The 17399-nt window shown below is 61.4% G+C and carries 15 protein-coding genes; 8 read left to right on the top strand and 7 right to left on the bottom strand.

Annotated elements, in window-relative coordinates:
• Positions 1 to 23 precede the first annotated feature (23 nt).
• Both recQ and rhtC read left to right on the top strand, forming a co-directional pair.
• Positions 24 to 1856: an ATP-dependent DNA helicase RecQ gene (gene recQ / locus RE418_RS05315; RefSeq protein WP_089181527.1), complete on the top strand. Its 1833-nt coding sequence runs from the start codon at positions 24 to 26 to the stop codon at positions 1854 to 1856.
• Between the two features lie 12 nt (positions 1857 to 1868).
• Positions 1869 to 2489 carry a threonine export protein RhtC gene (gene rhtC / locus RE418_RS05310; RefSeq protein ID WP_049203601.1) on the top strand — a complete coding sequence of 207 codons (621 nt, stop codon included), beginning with the start codon at positions 1869 to 1871 and terminating at the stop codon, positions 2487 to 2489.
• A gap of 48 nt (positions 2490 to 2537) precedes the next feature.
• On the opposite strand, the gene rhtB is transcribed toward rhtC, so the two are convergent.
• Positions 2538 to 3158 carry a homoserine/homoserine lactone efflux protein gene (gene rhtB, locus RE418_RS05305; protein WP_060434791.1) on the bottom strand — a complete coding sequence of 207 codons (621 nt, stop codon included), beginning with the start codon at positions 3156 to 3158 and terminating at the stop codon, positions 2538 to 2540.
• A 147-nt stretch (positions 3159 to 3305) separates the two neighbouring features.
• On the opposite strand from rhtB, the gene pldB reads away from it, so the two are divergent.
• Together pldB and yigL are read left to right on the top strand one after the other, a co-directional pair.
• Positions 3306 to 4349 (top strand): lysophospholipase L2, encoded by a 1044-nt coding sequence (gene pldB / locus RE418_RS05300; protein WP_043142212.1) that lies wholly within the window; start codon positions 3306 to 3308, stop codon positions 4347 to 4349.
• Positions 4350 to 4353: 4 nt separating this feature from the next.
• Positions 4354 to 5151: a sugar/pyridoxal phosphate phosphatase YigL gene (gene yigL / locus RE418_RS05295; RefSeq protein ID WP_025304881.1), complete on the top strand. Its 798-nt coding sequence runs from the start codon at positions 4354 to 4356 to the stop codon at positions 5149 to 5151.
• 54 nt (positions 5152 to 5205) lie between these two features.
• Here yigL and glpQ read toward each other — a convergent pair whose 3' ends face one another.
• Entirely contained in the window at positions 5206 to 6285 is a 1080-nt protein-coding gene (gene glpQ, locus RE418_RS05290) for a glycerophosphodiester phosphodiesterase (RefSeq protein WP_089181528.1), read from the bottom strand.
• Positions 6286 to 6367: 82 nt separating this feature from the next.
• On the bottom strand, positions 6368 to 7723 hold the full coding sequence (gene glpT / locus RE418_RS05285; protein WP_025304883.1) for a glycerol-3-phosphate transporter: 1356 nt from the start codon (positions 7721 to 7723) through the stop codon (positions 6368 to 6370).
• A 364-nt stretch (positions 7724 to 8087) separates the two neighbouring features.
• On the opposite strand from glpT, the gene glpA reads away from it, so the two are divergent.
• Genes glpA through glpC form a run of 3 tightly spaced genes read left to right on the top strand, consistent with a single transcriptional unit; the run spans position 8088 to position 12191 of the window.
• Complete coding sequence (gene glpA, locus RE418_RS05280; RefSeq protein WP_025304884.1) at positions 8088 to 9737, top strand: anaerobic glycerol-3-phosphate dehydrogenase subunit A; 1650 nt, start codon at positions 8088 to 8090, stop codon at positions 9735 to 9737.
• On the top strand, positions 9727 to 10995 hold the full coding sequence (gene glpB / locus RE418_RS05275) for a glycerol-3-phosphate dehydrogenase subunit GlpB (protein WP_025304885.1): 1269 nt from the start codon (positions 9727 to 9729) through the stop codon (positions 10993 to 10995). The genes glpA and glpB overlap by 11 nt, the downstream gene beginning before the upstream one ends.
• Complete coding sequence (gene glpC, locus RE418_RS05270) at positions 10992 to 12191, top strand: anaerobic glycerol-3-phosphate dehydrogenase subunit GlpC (RefSeq protein ID WP_089181529.1); 1200 nt, start codon at positions 10992 to 10994, stop codon at positions 12189 to 12191. The genes glpB and glpC overlap by 4 nt, the downstream gene beginning before the upstream one ends.
• 35 nt (positions 12192 to 12226) lie before the next feature.
• On the opposite strand, the gene RE418_RS05265 is transcribed toward glpC, so the two are convergent.
• The 3 genes from RE418_RS05265 to RE418_RS05255 all read right to left on the bottom strand — a co-directional run bounded on the left by RE418_RS05265 (position 12227) and on the right by RE418_RS05255 (position 14005).
• Positions 12227 to 12790 (bottom strand): DcrB family lipoprotein, encoded by a 564-nt coding sequence (locus RE418_RS05265; protein ID WP_025304887.1) that lies wholly within the window; start codon positions 12788 to 12790, stop codon positions 12227 to 12229.
• 80 nt (positions 12791 to 12870) lie between these two features.
• Complete coding sequence (locus RE418_RS05260) at positions 12871 to 13305, bottom strand: GNAT family N-acetyltransferase (protein ID WP_043142199.1); 435 nt, start codon at positions 13303 to 13305, stop codon at positions 12871 to 12873.
• 40 nt (positions 13306 to 13345) lie between these two features.
• Entirely contained in the window at positions 13346 to 14005 is a 660-nt protein-coding gene (locus RE418_RS05255; protein WP_025304889.1) for a 7-cyano-7-deazaguanine/7-aminomethyl-7-deazaguanine transporter, read from the bottom strand.
• 219 nt (positions 14006 to 14224) lie between these two features.
• On the opposite strand from RE418_RS05255, the gene tusA reads away from it, so the two are divergent.
• Positions 14225 to 14470 (top strand): sulfurtransferase TusA, encoded by a 246-nt coding sequence (gene tusA / locus RE418_RS05250; RefSeq protein ID WP_025304890.1) that lies wholly within the window; start codon positions 14225 to 14227, stop codon positions 14468 to 14470.
• 79 nt (positions 14471 to 14549) lie between these two features.
• Here the strand turns inward: tusA and RE418_RS05245 are convergent, their stop codons facing one another.
• Positions 14550 to 16868 (bottom strand): zinc/cadmium/mercury/lead-transporting ATPase, encoded by a 2319-nt coding sequence (locus RE418_RS05245; RefSeq protein ID WP_060448389.1) that lies wholly within the window; start codon positions 16866 to 16868, stop codon positions 14550 to 14552.
• Between the last annotated feature and the right edge of the window lie 531 nt (positions 16869 to 17399).

Genomic DNA, 17399 nt, shown 5'->3' with positions numbered 1-17399 from the left:
CCGATGAAAAAATGGGGAAGTGTGTGTCAACCGCAGCAGTGATTAACAGAGAGTTGCTGGCCGAGCAGGTATTGCGCGATACCTTTGGCTATCAGCAATTCCGTCCGGGGCAGCAAACGATTATCAACGCCGCGATCGGCGGGCAGGATTGCCTGGTGGTGATGCCGACCGGCGGCGGCAAGTCGTTGTGCTACCAAATCCCGGCGCTGGTGATGGACGGCCTGACGCTGGTCGTTTCCCCTCTGATCTCGCTGATGAAGGACCAGGTCGACCAACTGTTGGCCTACGGCGTTTCCGCCGCCTGCTATAACTCGACGCAAACCCGCGAGGAGCAGCTGGACGTCATGGCCGGCTGCCGCAACGGTAACATCAAGATGCTGTACATCGCGCCGGAACGGCTGATGATGGAAAGCTTCCTCAACCTGCTCGACCACTGCCCGCCGGCAATGCTGGCGGTGGATGAGGCGCACTGCATCTCGCAGTGGGGCCATGACTTCCGGCCGGAATATCGCGCGCTGGGCCAACTGAAACAGCGCTTCCCGTCGATGCCGGTGATCGCGTTGACTGCCACCGCCGACGAGTCCACCCGCGGCGATATCGTGCGTCTGCTGTCGCTGCAGGATCCGCTGGTGCAGGTCAGTAGCTTCGACCGGCCAAACATCCGCTACACGCTGGTGGAAAAATTCAAACCGCTCGATCAGCTGTGGCGCTTCGTGCAGGATCAGCGCGGCAAGAGCGGCATTATCTATTGCAACAGCCGCGCCAAGGTGGAAGACACCGCTGCACGCTTGCAAAGCCGCGGGCTGAGCGTCGGTGCCTACCACGCCGGGCTGGACAACGATTGTCGCGCCCAGGTGCAGGAAGCGTTCCAGCGCGACGATCTGCAGGTGGTGGTGGCTACCGTCGCCTTCGGCATGGGCATCAACAAACCCAACGTGCGCTTCGTGGTGCATTTCGACATCCCGCGCAATATCGAATCCTATTATCAGGAGACCGGCCGAGCCGGGCGCGACGGCCTGCCGGCCGAAGCCATCCTGCTGTACGATCCGGCCGACATGGCCTGGCTGCGCCGCTGCCTGGAGGAGAAACCCGCCGGGCAGCAGCTGGACATCGAACGCCACAAGCTGAACGCCATGGGCGCGTTCGCCGAGGCGCAAACCTGCCGCCGCCTGGTGTTGCTCAACTACTTCGGCGAAGGCAAGCACGAGAACTGCGGCAACTGCGACATCTGCCTCGATCCGCCCAAGCGCTACGACGGGCTGGAGGACGCGCGCAAGGCGCTGTCCTGCGTGTACCGCGTCGGCCAGCGCTTTGGCCTCGGGTACATCGTGGAAGTGCTGCGCGGCTCCAACAACCAACGCATTCGTGAATACGGTCACGACAAGCTGCCGGTGTACGGCATCGGCCGCGATCAAACCACGGAGCACTGGACCAGCGTGCTGCGTCAGCTGATCCATCTGGGCTTTATCACCCAAAACATCGCCATGCACTCGGCGCTACAATTGACCGAGGCGGCGCGTCCGGTGTTGCGCGGCGAGGTGGCGCTGCAGCTGGCGGTGCCGCGTATTCAGAGCCTGAAGTCGCGCAGCAGCGCCAACCAGAAATCCTACGGCGGCAATTACGATCGCAAGCTGTTCGCCAAGCTGCGCAAACTGCGCAAATCGATCGCCGACGAAGAAAACATCCCGCCTTACGTGGTGTTCAACGACGCCACGCTGCTGGAAATGGCCGAACAGATGCCGATCAAGGCCGGCGATCTGCTGAGCGTCAACGGCGTCGGCCAGCGCAAACTAGAGCGTTTCGGCGCGCCCTTTATGGCGATGATCCGCGACCATCTCGACAATGATGAAGACTGAGGGCGATAAATCATGCTGATGCTGTTTCTCACCGTGGCGCTGGTGCATCTGATTGCGCTGATGAGCCCGGGGCCGGACTTCTTTTTCGTGTCGCAAACCGCCGCCAGCCGTTCGCGCCGTGAGGCGATGATGGGCGTGGTCGGCATTTCGCTCGGCATCGTGGTTTGGGCCGGCGTGGCGTTGATGGGGCTGCATCTGATCCTGCAGAAGATGGCCTGGCTGCATCAGGTCATCATGGTCGGCGGCGGCATTTACCTGTGCTGGATGGGGTGGCAACTGCTGCGTTCCGCGCGGGCGCAGCAAGCTGCTCCGGCGGCGGAGGCCCAGGTGGCGTTGCCGAAGGCCGGGCGCAGCTTTATTCGCGGCTTCCTGACCAACCTGTCCAACCCGAAAGCGGTGATCTATTTCGGCAGCGTGTTCTCGCTGTTCGTCGGTGACAGCGTCGGCGCCGGCGCGCGCTGGGGGCTGTTCTTGCTGATCGTCGCCGAGACCTTCGTCTGGTTCAGCCTGGTGGCGGTGGTGTTCGCGCTGCCGGCGATGCGCCGCGGCTATCAGCGGTTGGCCAAGTGGATCGACGGGGTGGCGGGCGTGCTGTTCACCGGCTTCGGGTTACACCTGATCTTTACCCGCTGACCGGCGGTGAGATGCCCAAGGCCGAGCAGCGATGCCCGGCCTTTTTTGTCAGGCTTTGCGGGCGGTCGCCAGCAGCCCCGCCACCAAAATGAACAGTGAACCGAACACCCTGTTAAGCAGCTGCATCTGGCGCGGCGTTTTCAGCCAGCCGGCGATGCGCGTCGCCAGGGTGGCGTAACCGATCATCACCAGAATATCCACCACCACGGTGGTGACGCCGAGCACCAGGTACTGCTCGGCCTGCGGTTGATTGGGCAAGATGAACTGCGGGAACAGCGCGGCGAGGAACACGATGCTTTTCGGGTTGGTCAGGTTGACCAGCACCGCGCGGCGGAACAGACGGCGGCGCGGCATGCTGCCCGCCAGCGCATGCAGATCCAGCGCGCCGGCGGCGCGCCATTGCTGGATACCGAGCCACACCAGGTAGGCGGCGCCCAACCATTTCAGCAGTTCGAACGCCAGCAATGATTGAGAAATCAGCGCGCCGAGACCGATGCCCACCAGCACGATGTGCGCGCTCAACCCGACCTGCAGCCCGGCGATTGACGCGGCGGCGCCGCGATAGCCGTGGCTGATGCCGGTGCTCATGGTGTTGATGGCGCCGGATCCAGGGGACAGGCTAAGGATAAGCGTGGTCAGCAGGTAGGTTAACCACCAGTCCAAGGTCATGGTTCTCGGCTCCCTGAAAGTGTCGTTTTGTGCCACAATGCGCCGAGGCGGCGCCGTTTTTTGTCAGAATTGAATCACAATACGCTAGTATGATTTCTTGTGCCAGCGGTCACATTTTCCGCCGGCTCCACAGGGAAAACGCTCTCGATGACCTCGTTCACTCTCAGCTCCGATGACTGGTTAACGCGTGAAACGCAGTTCGCTGCCTTCGCCACCGGGCCGCTGCTGGATTTCTGGCGGCAGCGCGAAGAAGGCGAGTTCAGCGGCGTGGACGGCGTGCCGATCCGCTTTGTGCGTTTCAGTTCCGCGCGGCATCAGCGCGTGGTGGTGGTCAGCCCCGGCCGCATCGAAAGCTACGTGAAATACCCCGAGGTGGCCTACGATCTGTTCCACTGCGGTTACGACGTGGTGATCGTCGATCATCGCGGCCAAGGGCGTTCCGGGCGTTTACTGGCGGATACGCACCGCGGTCATGTGGTAAACTTCGCCGACTACGTGGACGATTTCGAGCAGCTTTGGCAGCGCGAAGTCGAGTCGCGCGGTTACCGGCAGCGCTTCGCGCTGGCGCATTCGATGGGCGGCGCGATCCTGGCGCAGTTCCTGCAACGCCGGCCGCAGGCGTTCGATGCGGCGGCGTTTTGCGCGCCGATGTTCGGCATCCAGCTGCCGATGCCGGGCTGGCTGGCCGACCGCATCCTCGACTGGGCGGAGACCCGTCCGGCGATCCGCGACTACTACGCGGTGGGCACCGGCCAGTGGCGGCCGCTGCCTTATGTGGTCAACGTGTTGACCCACAGCCGCGAACGCTACCGGCGTAGCCTGCGCTATTACGCCGATTACCCCGAGCTGCAGGTGGGCGGACCGACCTACCATTGGGTGCGGGAGAGCATCCGCGCCGGCCGGCAGATTATCGCGCAGGCCGGGGAGATAACAACGCCGCTGTTGCTTTTGCAAGCCGGTGAGGAACGGGTGGTTGACAACCGTTCGCACCAGGCTTTTTGTCAGGCTCTGTCAGACGCGGGGCGCCCTTGCGAAGGGGGGCTTCCGTGGGTTATCAACGGCGCACGCCATGAGATCCTGTTCGAGCGGGACGCGATGCGCGCCGAAGCACTGAACGCAATCCTGCGCTTCTTTGCTCAACACTTAGGTGGCGCGCTGCCGCCGACAACTCCATCAGAGGTTAGAACATAACGCTATGTATCACGTCGTCGCTTCCGATTTAGATGGCACGCTGCTGTCTCCCGACCATACCCTGTCGCCGTACGCCAAAGAAACGCTGAAGTTGCTGACCCAGCGCGGCGTGCATTTCGTGTTCGCCACCGGCCGCCACCACATCGACGTGGCGCAGATCCGCGACAGTCTGGAGATCAGCGCCTTTATGATCACCTCCAACGGCGCGCGGGTGCACAACACGGCCGGCGAGCTGATCTTCAGCCACAACCTGGACGAGGATATCGCCCGCGATCTGTACGGCATGCTGCACGACGATCCGGAGATAACCACCAACGTCTACCGTAACGATGACTGGTTCATCAACCGCGAAAGCCCGGAGCAGGAAGAGTTCTTCCAGGAGTCGGTATTCAAATATCAGCTGTTTGAGCCGGGCCTGCTGGAAACCGACGGCGTCTGCAAGGTTTACTTTACCTGTGAAGATCATGAGCGGTTGCTGCAGGTGGAAGACGCCATCAACGCGCGCTGGGGCGATCGGGTCAACGTCAGCTTCTCGTTCCCGACCTGTCTGGAAGTGATGGCGGGCGGCGTGTCGAAAGGGCATGCGCTGGAAGAAGTGGCCAAGATCATCGGCTATACGCTGCAAGAGTGCATCGCCTTCGGCGACGGTATGAACGATCTGGAGATGCTGTCGATGGCCGGCAAGGGCTGCATCATGCGCGACGCGCATCAGCGCCTGAAGGATATGCTGCCGGAGCTGGAAGTGATCGGCTCCAATGTCGATAACGCGGTGCCGCACTACCTGCGCAAGATGTTCCTCTGAAATAACCAGGCCGTTTCTCTGAAATAATAAGGGCGCCTTGCGGCGCCCTTGGCATTACTTGTGCTGGCCCTGCTTCTGCAGGAACTGCACGCCCTTGTCCGGGAAGTCGGTGAACACGCCGTCGACGCCGGCCTGGTTGTAAATCACGTCATACAGCTGGTTTACGTCGGTCACGTACTTCGGCAGCGCATCGGCGCGGATGGTGAACGGATGCACCGCCAGCTTGCTGGCATGCGCTTCTTTCACCATGTCGGTCAGCACGATGTGGCCCGGCTTGGATTGATCCGCCACCACCAGCATGTGGTAGTCCGGCCCGATACCGTCGGCATACTGAGCGATTTTCTTCATCGCGTCCGGTTTGAACATCCAGTCGTAGTCGTATTCTACCCACTTGCCGTCGGCTTTCTGCTCGTAGGTTTCCTGCCAGTCGTTATAGGCGATCAGCTGCACCAGCTTCAGATCCATGCCCAGCTTCGGCTCCAGCTCGTTCTTGATGCGCTTGAGCTCGTTGGCGTCGAAGCACTGCAGGTAGACGTTGTCGTTCTTGCCGGTGTAGCCGTACTGCTTGAGCACCGCCAGCACTTTGCTGGAGATGTCTTTGCCTTCCTGCTTGTGGAACCAAGGCGCTTTGATTTCAGGATAGATGCCGATGTTTTTGCCGGTCGAATGGTTCAGACCCTGCACGAACTCGATCTCTTCCTGGAAGGTGTGTACGCGGAAGTCGGATTTGCCCATCGGGAAGCGGCCTGGGTAGCCCTGTACCTTCTTGCCGTTTTCGATGTCAAAGCCTTCGGTAAACTTCAGCGATTTGATCTCCGCCAGCGTAAAGTCGATGGCGTAATAACGGCCGTCTTTACGCGCGCGGTCCGGGAAGCGTTCGGCGACGTCGGTGACGCGATCGAGGTAATGGTCGTGCAGCACCACCAGCTCGTTGTCTTTGGTCATCACCAGATCTTGTTCGAGGTAATCGGCGCCCTGCGCGTAGGCCATTGCCTTCGCCGGCAGAGTGTGTTCCGGCAGGTAGCCGCTGGCGCCGCGGTGGGCGATCACCACTTTGTCCGCCGCCTGGGCGGCGCTGACCATTGAGGTGGCGAGAATGATCCCTGTCAGCAGGGCTTTGACTTGAGTCCGCATTCCGTTTTCTCCGTGTTGTTGGGGGCAGGGTAGTAAAAAGGCCGCAGGGCGGCCTTTAAATCATGCAAAAGTCGTGTGACGGTTAGCCGCGCTTGCCGGCAGCGATTTCCGCGTGGTGTTTCTTCTCGTTCAGCATGGTCAGCAGCAGCAGGATAACCGCCAGCACGCCGCCGCCGATCATCACCATGAAGCCGCCGTCCCAACCGAAGAAGTCTACGGTGTAACCGACGATGGCGCTGGCCGCAACCGAGCCGCCCAGGTAGCCGAACAGGCCGGTGAAGCCCGCGGCGGTGCCGGCGGCTTTCTTCGGCGCCAGCTCCAGCGCGTGCAGGCCGATCAGCATCACCGGGCCGTAGATCAGGAAGCCGATGACCAGCATACAGATCATGTCCACGGTCGGGTTACCGGCCGGGTTCATCCAGAACACCACGGTGGCGATGGTCACCAGCGTCATGAAGAACACGCCGGTGGCGCCGCGGTTGCCTTTGAACACTTTGTCCGACATCCAGCCGCACAGCAGGGTGCCCGGGATACCGGCGTATTCATACAGGAAGTAGGCCCAGGAAGACTTGTCCAGCGCGAAGTGCTTCACTTCTTTCAGGTAGGTCGGTGACCAGTCCAGAATGCCGTAACGCAGCAGGTAGACGAACACGTTGGCGACAGCGATGTACCACAACAGCTTGTTCGGCAGGATGTACTGCATGAAGATCTGCTTGGCGGTCAGCTCTTCTTCGTCTTTTTCGCTGTAGTCGTCCGGGTAGTCGTTTTTGTACTCTTCAATCGGCGGCAGGCCGCAGGATTGCGGGGTATCGCGCATCAGGGCGAAGGCGATCAGGGCCACCAGGATGGCGCCGAAGGCCGGCATGTACAGCGCCGCGTGCCAGTCGTTGAACCAGGCCATGCCCAGCAGGAACAGCAGCGGCGGCAGGCCGCCACCCACGTTGTGGGCGCAGTTCCAGATGGAGACGATGCCACCGCGTTCTTTCTGCGACCACCAGTGCACCATGGTGCGGCCGCACGGCGGCCAACCCATGCCCTGGAACCAGCCGCACAGGAACAGCAGAACGAACATCACCGCGATGCTGGAAGTTGCCCACGGTACGAAGCCCATGAACAACATCACCGCCGCCGCCAGGATCAGGCCGGCAGGCAGGAATACTCGCGGGTTGGAACGGTCGGAAACCGAACCCATGATGAATTTGGAGAAGCCGTAGGCGATAGAGATGCCCGACAGCGCGAAGCCGAGGTCGCCGCGGCTGAAGCCTTGTTCGATCAGGTAAGGCATGGCCAGGGTGAAGTTCTTACGCACCAGATAGTAGGCGGCGTAACCAAAGAAGATCCCCAGGAAAATTTGCCAGCGCAGCTTACGGTAGAGCGGATCTACCTTATCGCTCGGCACACGGGCGATGTGTGCGGCTGGCTTAAAAATACTCAACATGAGCGCCTCCGATGGCTTTATCTGTTATCACATCAATATGACCTTTTACGTTCATTTGATGATTGAGCGGATATCGAATGTGGTGTTTTTGTGTTCCATAACGAGCGCCATTGTCATCAAATACGCCTGGTGTCGCTGTGACGAATGGCGCAATTGTTACACTTTCATGAAACCACGGCGGATTTTGAGCGATTCGTTAACGTTATGAAATAGAAAAACGTCCAAAAATCGTGATTATGATCACATTGATGGTTTTTTGTGGTCATTTTTATTTCGTTTTATGTTCGTTATTGTTCCTTATCAAACAAAGACCCCAATAACCGTGGCTCAATAGGCTCATAACTACCGATCCTGAGGGAGCGACATGAGCAGCTATTTTGACGGCGGCGAAACGGATGTGATCATCATCGGCGGCGGCGCCACCGGCGCAGGCATTGCCCGCGACTGTGCGCGGCGCGGCCTGCGATGCATTTTGCTGGAGCGCCACGACATCGCTACCGGCGCCACCGGCCGCAACCACGGTTTATTGCACAGCGGCGCGCGCTACGCGGTGACCGACGGCGAGTCGGCGCGCGAGTGCATCGAAGAAAACCGCATCCTGAAACGCATCGCGCATCACTGTATCGAGCGCACCGACGGGCTGTTCATCACCTTGCCGCAAGACTCGCTGGACTATCAGCAGCAGTTTATCGCGGCCTGTCGCCAGGCCGACATCGACGCCGAAGCGATCGACCCGCAGCTGGCGCTGCGGTTGGAGCCGGCGGCTAACCCGGCGCTGATCGGCGCGGTGCGCGTACCGGACGGCACCGTCGATCCCTTCCGGCTGACCGCCGCCAACATGTTGGACGCGCGCGAGCACGGTGCGCAGATCCTGACCTACCACCAGGTGGTGGGATTGTTGCGCAGCGGCGATCGGGTAACGGGCGTGCGCGTTTACGACCATCAGAATCAGCGGCGCTATGAGCTGCACGCGTCGGTGGTGGTCAACGCCGCCGGTATCTGGGGCCAGCAGATCGCCGAATATGCCGATTTACGCATTCGCATGTTCCCGGCCAAGGGGGCGCTGCTGATCCTCGGCCATCGCATCAACAACATGGTGATCAACCGCTGCCGCAAACCGGCGGACGCCGACATCCTGGTGCCGGGCGACACCATCTCGCTGATCGGCACCACCTCGACCCATATCGACTACGACCAAATTGACAACATGCTGGTGACCCCGCAGGAGGTGGACATTCTGATCCGCGAGGGGGCGCTGTTGGCGCCCACCCTGGCGCAGACCCGCATTCTGCGCGCCTATGCCGGGGTGCGGCCGCTGGTCGCCAGCGACGACGATCCCAGCGGGCGCAACGTCAGCCGCGGCATCGTGCTGCTCGATCACGCCGCCCGCGACGGGCTGGAAGGGTTTATCACCATCACCGGCGGCAAGCTGATGACCTACCGCCTGATGGCGGAGTGGGCCACCGACAAGGTGTGCGAAAAGCTTGGCGTAAACCGTCCGTGCACCACCGCGCAGGACGCGTTGCCAGGATCCCGCCAGTCGGCGGAGGAAACGGTGCGCAGCGTGGTTTCACTGCCCGCCAGCATCCGTGGCTCGGCGATTTACCGCCACGGCGATCGCGCCAGCCAGGTGCCGGCGGCCGATCGGCTCGACACCAGCCTGGTGTGCGAATGCGAGGCGGTGACCGCCGGGGAAGTGCGTTATGCGGTCAATTCGCTGACCGTCAATAACCTGGTGGATCTGCGCCGCCGCACCCGCGTCGGCATGGGCACCTGCCAGGGCGAACTCTGCGCCTGCCGCGCCGCCGGGCTGCTGACGCGCTTTAACGTCAGCACGCCGCAGCAATCCATCGCGCAGTTGTCGCAGTTCCTCAACGAACGCTGGAAAGGCGTACGGCCGATCGCCTGGGGCGATGCGCTGCGCGAGAGCGAATTTACCAGCTGGGTTTACCAGGGATTATGCGGGCTTGAAGCCCAGGCCGACCAGGAGCAGGAGGCAGATGATGCGATTTGACGTCGTGGTGATTGGCGGCGGTCTGGCGGGCCTGAGCTGCGCCATTGCCGTGGCCGAACAGGGCAAGCGCTGCGCGGTGGTCAGTTCTGGCCAGAGCGCGCTCTACTTCTCCTCCGGCTCGCTCGACCTGTTGGCGAGATTGCCGGACGGCACGCCGGTCGAGATGCCGCTGGCGGCGTTGCCGCAGCTGGCGCAGCAGGCGCCGCAGCATCCGTATGCCCTGATCGGGCCCGGCCGGGTGGCGGCGCTGTCCGCTGCCGCACAGCGGCTGCTGGAGCGCTGCGGGTTGAACCTGCAGGGGGAGGGAACCAATAACCATCTGCGCATTACGCCGCTGGGCACGCGCCGCGCCACCTGGCTCAGCCCGCAGGCGATCCCGACGCTGCCGCTGACCGGCCAACTGCCGTGGCGGCGCATCGCGGTGATCGGCATCGAAGGGTTCCTCGACTTCCAGCCGCAGATGGCCGCCGATTCCCTGAGCCGCGAGCTCGGCGTGCAGACGGACGTGGCCTATCTGCACATGCCGGCGCTGGACAGATTGCGCAATAACCCCAGTGAGTTCCGCGCGGTGAACATCGCCCGGGTACTGGATTTGATGGAAAGCCTGCCGCCGATGGCCGAAGAGCTGCGGCGGCTGGCGGGCGAGGCCGAGGCGCTCTTCCTGCCGGCCTGTCTGGGCCTGGAGGACGATGCGTCGCTGGCGGTGTTGCAGGATGCGGTCGGCAAACCGATCCGACTGCTGCCGACGTTGCCGCCTTCGGTACCCGGCATGCGCTTGCATCAGGCGCTGCGGCGGCGTTTTCAGCAGCTGGGCGGCATTTTCATGCCCGGCGACAGCGTGCTGCGCGCCGAGAGCGAGGCTGGCCGCATCACCGGTTTGTACACCCGCAACCACGGCGATATTCCGCTGCGAGCGCAGCAGGTGGTGCTGGCCAGCGGCAGCTTCTTCAGCAATGGGCTGGTGGCGGATTTCGACGGGGTACGCGAGCCGATCTTCGGGCTGGACGTGCACAGCCGCGCCGATCGCGCCGACTGGAGCCAGCGCGAGCTGTTTGCACCGCAGCCTTATCTGCAGTTTGGCGTGCGCACCGACGGCAGGCTGCGGGCGATGAAACAGGGAATGCCGTTCGACAATCTGTATGCCATCGGCGCGGTCGCCGGCGGCTACGATCCGCTGCAGCAGGGCTGCGGCGCCGGCGTGTCATTGATCGGTGCGCTGCACGTCGCGCAGCAGATCGCCGCGGAGGAGTGCGTATGAGCCTGCATCAGGACCACAGCTTTGAAAGCTGCATCAAATGTACCGTCTGTACCACCTACTGCCCGGTCGCCAAAGTGAACCCGCTCTATCCGGGGCCGAAACAGGCGGGGCCGGACGGCGAGCGGCTGCGGTTGAAAGACCCGGCGCTGTACGACGAAGCGCTGAAATACTGCACCAACTGCAAGCGTTGTGAAGTGGCCTGCCCGTCCGACGTCAAAATCGGCGACATCATTCAGCGCGCCCGCGCCGACTTCGCCCAGAGCAAGCCGACGCTGCGCGACGCCATCCTCAGCCACACCGATATCATGGGCTCGCTGTCGACGCCGTTTGCGCCGATCGTCAACGCCGCTACCGGGCTGAAACCGGTGCGCAAGCTGTTGGACAAGGCGCTGAAGATCGATCACCGCCGTGAACTGCCGAAATATTCCTTCGGCACCTTCCGCCGCTGGTACCGGCAACAGGCGCAGGCTCAGCAGCGTTACGCCGAGCAGGTGGCGTTTTTCCACGGCTGCTTCGTCAACTATAACCATCCGCAGCTGGGCAAGGATTTGATCCGGGTGTTCAACGCGCTGGATATCGGCGTGCAGCTGCTGAAACGCGAGAAATGCTGCGGCGTGCCGCTGATCGCCAACGGGTTTATCGAGCAGGCTAAAAAGCAGGCCAGGGTCAATGCCGAATCGCTGCAGGAAACGGTGCTGGAGCGCGGCATTCCGGTGGTGGCGACCTCATCGAGCTGCACCTTCACCCTGCGTGACGAATACCCTCATCTGCTGGACGTAGACACCACTGCGGTGCGCGATCGGGTGGAGCTGGCGACGCGCTATCTCTATCGCCTGATCAATCAGGGGCGCAGCCTGCCGCTCAAGCGCACGCCGCTGCGGGTGGCTTATCACACGCCTTGCCATATGGAGAAGATGGGCTGGACCGCCTACACCCTGGAGCTGCTGCGGCAGATACCGGGGCTGGAGCTGGTGGTGCTGGATTCGCAGTGCTGCGGCATCGCCGGCACCTACGGGTTCAAATCGGAGAACTACGCCACGTCGCAAGGCATCGGCGCGCCGCTGTTCCGGCAGATAGAAGAGAGCGGGGTGGATCTGGTGGTGACCGACTGCGAAACCTGCAAATGGCAGATAGAAATGTCCACCAGCAAGCGCTGCGAACATCCGATCACCCTGCTGGCGCAGGCGCTGGTATAAAAACGAAAGGGCCGGCAAACCGGCCCTCTGTGGGATTACTGCTTCAGCTTCAGGGTGGAGATGATGCCTTCGGCTTCGGTCTGCGCCTGCTGCTGATTGTCCGCCGGCAGCGTCACCTGAATGGTCAGCATGTTGTTGTTCAGCGAGCCGATCAGGACGGAAGAATAAGCCTTTTCACCGCCGCTGGTGATGATACTGTCCAACTGACGCAGCGGCACGCCGTTGACGTCGAGCGCCTTGTTGGTGATCACCTGCAGGTTGGCGTCACGCGCGCGCTGGGTATTCTCCAGGCGTTTGGCCAGAGTCTCCAGGCTGTCGGCGGTCTTGTCGCCCAAGATGACGATCACCGCGCGCTGGCCGGTGCTGTCTGCGTAAACATGCATGTTGTTGGCCTGGTTGCCCAGCTTGCCGCTCTGATCCGCCATGCCGACCGGCAGGGTGAACGCCAGTTTACCGTCCAGCAGGCTTACCTGCTGCCCGGCCGGCGCGCTGGCCGCCGCGCCGTCTGGCGCTGCCTTGGTGTCTTTGGTGTTGCCGTCGCAGGCCGCGAGGCCAAGCGCCAGCAGGCTGATACCCATCAATTTCGCTACTTTACGCATCGGGCTTCCTTCTTCCTTTCCGGTAGGGATTCACTGTCGTATCGCAACCTATTCCAGGTTGAAATGCAAGGCAGATGTTGTCACAAGTTTTTTTCCAGTAATAGCCGATAATCAGCCACTTCGCCTTTCTTTTCCAGTTGAACAATCTGATAGTGGTGGGTGAGCAGCATCGTCAGCATGGCGCGGAACCGGTTACGGGTTTTGACCGTCAGTTGGCGATAGCCCTGCGCCCGAGCCCAGCGTTCCTGTTCGGCCAACAAGGCCTGCGCCACGCCGTGGCGACGGAATGCCGGCAGCACGCCACCCAGCCAGCTGTAAAACACCGTTTCCTGCCGTTGATAACCGAGTTTGAAACCGGCCGGCTGCCCGTCTATCTCGGCGATCAACAGGCTGGCGGGGGCGGTGCCGATGCGCTGCTGCAGATCGGCCAGGCTATGCAGGCCGCCGAATTCGGGGATGCGTTGATAAAGGCGGTGGATTTCTTCGAGCGTGGCGGTGCGGACGATTGGGGTCATGAGCGGCCTCCAAGGATAAGGCCGCCCAGAATAGCATGGCTCAGCTCGGCTGCAGGCTGCCGCTGCGCGCCGCGATGCGTTTGAGCAGCATGTTCAGCAACACGCCGTACATCGGCAAGAAGAACAGCAGGCAGATCATCACCTTGAAGCTGTAATCCACCAGCGCAATCTCCACCCAGTTGTTGGCCATGAAGGGATCGCTGCTCTTGTAGAAGGCGATGAAGAAGAACGCCAGCGTATCGCTGATGTTGCCGAGGAACATCGCCGCCGCCGGCGCCACCCACCAGGCGCTGCGTTGGCGCAGACGGTTAAATACGTGTACGTCGAGGATCTGGCCGAGCACATAGGCCATAAAGCTGGCCACGGCGATGCGCGCCACGAACAGGTTAAAACTGCTCAGCGCCGCGAAGCCCTGCCATTCTCCCTGATAGGTGACGGTGGAGATCACATAAGAGATGAACAGCGCCGGCACCATCACCGCCAGGATAATACGTCGCGCCAGCGGCGCGCCGAAGATGCGCACGGTCAGATCGGTCGCCAGGAAGATAAACGGGAAGGTAAAGGCGCCCCAGGTGGTATGGAAGCCGAAAACGGTGATCGGCAGCTGCACCAGGTAGTTGCTGGAGGTAATGATGGCGATATGAAACAGCGAAAGCCAGACCAACGCCGTGAAGCGCTGCTGTGCGGTAAACGAATACATGTTGTAGCCTTTTTAGCAGTGGGGTGAGGGAACCCAGTGTGTCTTGTCAAAACAGCAAAAAACGCTGCGCGGCGGCATGATACGCGTTTGCGCAACCAATGCAATGGTTAAATTTAACGCAAACGTTAACGCATCTTGCGCAGAAAAACTACCGGCGTAAACTAGGCGCTAATGAGATGCGGCGAGCGTTCGCCGATCGTTTTGAACGAGAAAAATTGCATGACTGACTTATTTGCCCAGGCAGACCAGACGCTCGACGCGCTGGGGCTGCGTTGCCCAGAACCGGTGATGATGGTGCGTAAAACCGTGCGCCATATGGACAACGGCGAAACGCTGCTGATTATTGCCGACGATCCGGCCACCACCCGCGATATCCCGGGGTTCTGCCGCTTTATGGAGCATACGCTGGTGGCGCAGGAGACCGAGCAGGCGCCATACCGTTATCTGCTGCGTAAAGGCGTATAACGGCGGCGCGGCCGAGTTAAAAGTTCCCTCCCCCAATGACAACGGGCGCGGTATGCCGCGCCCGTGTTTGTTTCAGAGCTTAGCTGCGCTTTCTCAACAGCCGCAGCGCGTTGGCGGTGACCAGCGCGGTGGCGCCGGAGTCGGCCAGCACCGCCAGCCACAGCCCGGTTAACCCCAGCAGGCTGGTGATCAGGAAGACCCCTTTCAACCCCAGCGCGATGGTGATGTTTTGCCGGATATTGGCGTGGGTGGCGCGCGAGATGCGGATCATTTCCGCGACGCCCACCAGTCGGTTGTGGGTCAGGGCGGCGTCGGCGGTCTCCAGCGCCACGTCGGTGCCGCTGCCCATGGCGATGCCGATGTTGGAGGCCTTCATCGCCGGGGCGTCGTTGATGCCGTCGCCGATCATCGCCGTCGGGCGCAGTTCGCTCAGTTCGGTGACCGCGCTGACCTTATCTTCCGGCAACAGACCGGCACGATAGTCGAGGCCCAGCTCGCCGGCGATCGCCGCGGCGGCGCGCGGGTTATCCCCGGTCAGCATCACGCCGCGAATACCCAACGCGTTCAGTTCGGCTATCGCCTGTTTGGCGTCGCTGCGTAGCGTATCACGCAGCGCCAGCAAGCCGATGGGCGCGCCGTCTTCCAGCACCACCACCGCCGTTTTACCGGCGTTTTCCAGCTTGTCTACCTGGCTCTGCCATTGTGTGGCGAGCAGGCCCGGCGCCAGCTTGCCCGGCGCACTGATCAGCACGGTCTTGCCGTCCACGATCCCTTCCACACCGACGCCGGCCAGCGCGCGGCGCGCCTGCGCCAGCGGCAGCTCAGCCCCGCTTGCGGCGGCGCGGTTGATGATCGCTTGCGCCAGCGGGTGATGTGAACCGGCCTCTACCGCGGCGGCAAGCTGCAACAGCCGTTGTTCGGTCAGCGCGCCGATGGGCAGCACGTCGGTGACCGTCGGCTTGCCTTCGGTCAGGGTGCCGGTTTTATCGAAGGCGATGGTTTGAATCTGGCCCAGTTGCTCCAGCGCCGCGCCGCCTTTAATCAGCGCGCCGCGCCGCGTGGCGGCCGCCAGCCCGGATGTGATGGCCGCCGGCGTCGAGATCACCAGCGCGCATGGACAGCCGATCAGCAGCAGCGTCAGGCCGCGATAGATCCAGGTCTCCCACGGCTGCGAGAACAGCAGTGGCGGTACCAGGATCACCGCGACGGCCAGCAGCATGATGGCTGGGGTGTAATAGCGGCTGAAGCGATCGAGGAAGCGTTCGATCGGCGCGCGGCGTTCTTCGGCCTCTTCAATCAGCTGCAAAATGCGGTCGATGGCATTTTTGCCGGGCTCGGAAATCACCTTCATCTGTGCCGCCTGATCGACGGACAGGCTGCCGGCGGCCACTTTTTCCCCTTGTTGACGCTCGACCGGCACCGATTCGCCGGTCAGGGCGCTTTCGTCAAAGCTGGCGAACGGATTGAGCAGCTCGGCGTCGGCCGGCAGGCGCCCGCCGGGCGCGATTTCAATCACATCGCCAGGGCGCAGGCTGGCGACCGGCACGCGTTTGCGTTCCGTGCCTTGCAGCAGCAGCGCATCTTCCGGCACCAGCTCCATCAGCGCCTTCACCCCGCGACGCGCACGGTTGGCGGCGTAGGATTCCAGCAGCTCGCCGACCATAAACAGCAGCAGCACCATCGCCGCCTCGGCGGTGGCGCCAATAAACAGCGCGCCGATGGCCGCCACGCTCATCAGCGTTTCGATGGCGAACGGCGTGCCGGAGCGAATCAGACGTAGCGCCTTGGCGGCGACCGGCGCCAACCCGACTAGCGTGGTGGCGATAAAGGCGATGCGACCCAGCTCCGGGTTAATCCGATCCAGCACCCAGCTGACCACCATCAGGGTAGTTAACAACAGCAGCGGCGCAAATTCGCCGAAGCGCGAGGCTTTTGGCGCGGCATCTTTGGCGGTCTGAGTGCCGAGCAGGGTAAAACCGGCCTGGGCGACCGCGTCCTGGATCCGCAGGCTGAGATCGGACTGTGCGTCGACTACCAGTTTTTCAGTGGCGAACAATACGCGTGCGCTGTCAACGCCGGGGAGCGCGGTGACGGCATTTTCGATTTTCTTGGCGCAGCTGGGGCAGTCCATACCGGTGACTTTCCAGCTGAAACGTTGGCTGCCGGAAGGGGGAGCGGCGGCCAGCCTGTCGCTTTCCTCGTCCGGATCGTCGGGGGCGGCGGTGCAGCAGCCGCTATCGCCATGATCGTGATGATGGTGGGCGTGTTCGGCCTGTACGGCTGCGCTTTTCGGCTCGCTGCTGCAGCCATGCTGCGTTTTGCTGTGGCTGTGGTTGCAGCCGCACCCGCCTTCGGCGTGGTGATGTTCCTGATGATTATGGTTTTGCTGATTGTGCATAACGTCCCCCTTCGGGCTGTTAAACGGGTTTGCTCAGCTGACTCTACACCCTGGAGTCCACTCCAGAGTCAAGCGCCGGATGAGAATTATTGCTAACGGCGTTCGGGCGTAGAAAAGGGGGATTCATTCAATAATGAATAATGCGAATTTAAATATATCGGCTTTTCTTATCCCCTATTTGGGCGAAAAGGCTCGCTGCCGTTAGTTTAAATAAGAAAATAATATTCCTATAGAAACTAAAAAATCGCCCGACCTAATAATAAAGAGTTATTAATCTATAACGCTTTAGCAAAATTTACCTTTTCCCCTGAGTAAAGCCAGCATGATTCGCTTGACTCTGCAGGCCGCGTTGCTATTGAAGTTTGGTGCCAACTTATCCTCATCAAGTTTCGTTTGCTTTGTAAAGAAGCCTAAAAAGCAGCATAACAAACTTTCGTTGCGATAATAAATGGTTGATTATTTTATGTGCAGTTTTACGGTCCTGCCTATAATTGGAATCGATTACCATTTTTAATGGTGATCTTATTTGCT

It is taken from the genome of Serratia sp. szju, assembly GCF_044594185.1.
Lineage (GTDB): Bacteria > Pseudomonadota > Gammaproteobacteria > Enterobacterales > Enterobacteriaceae > Serratia > Serratia bockelmannii.
This window is presented reverse-complemented; position numbering and strand designations above follow the sequence as displayed.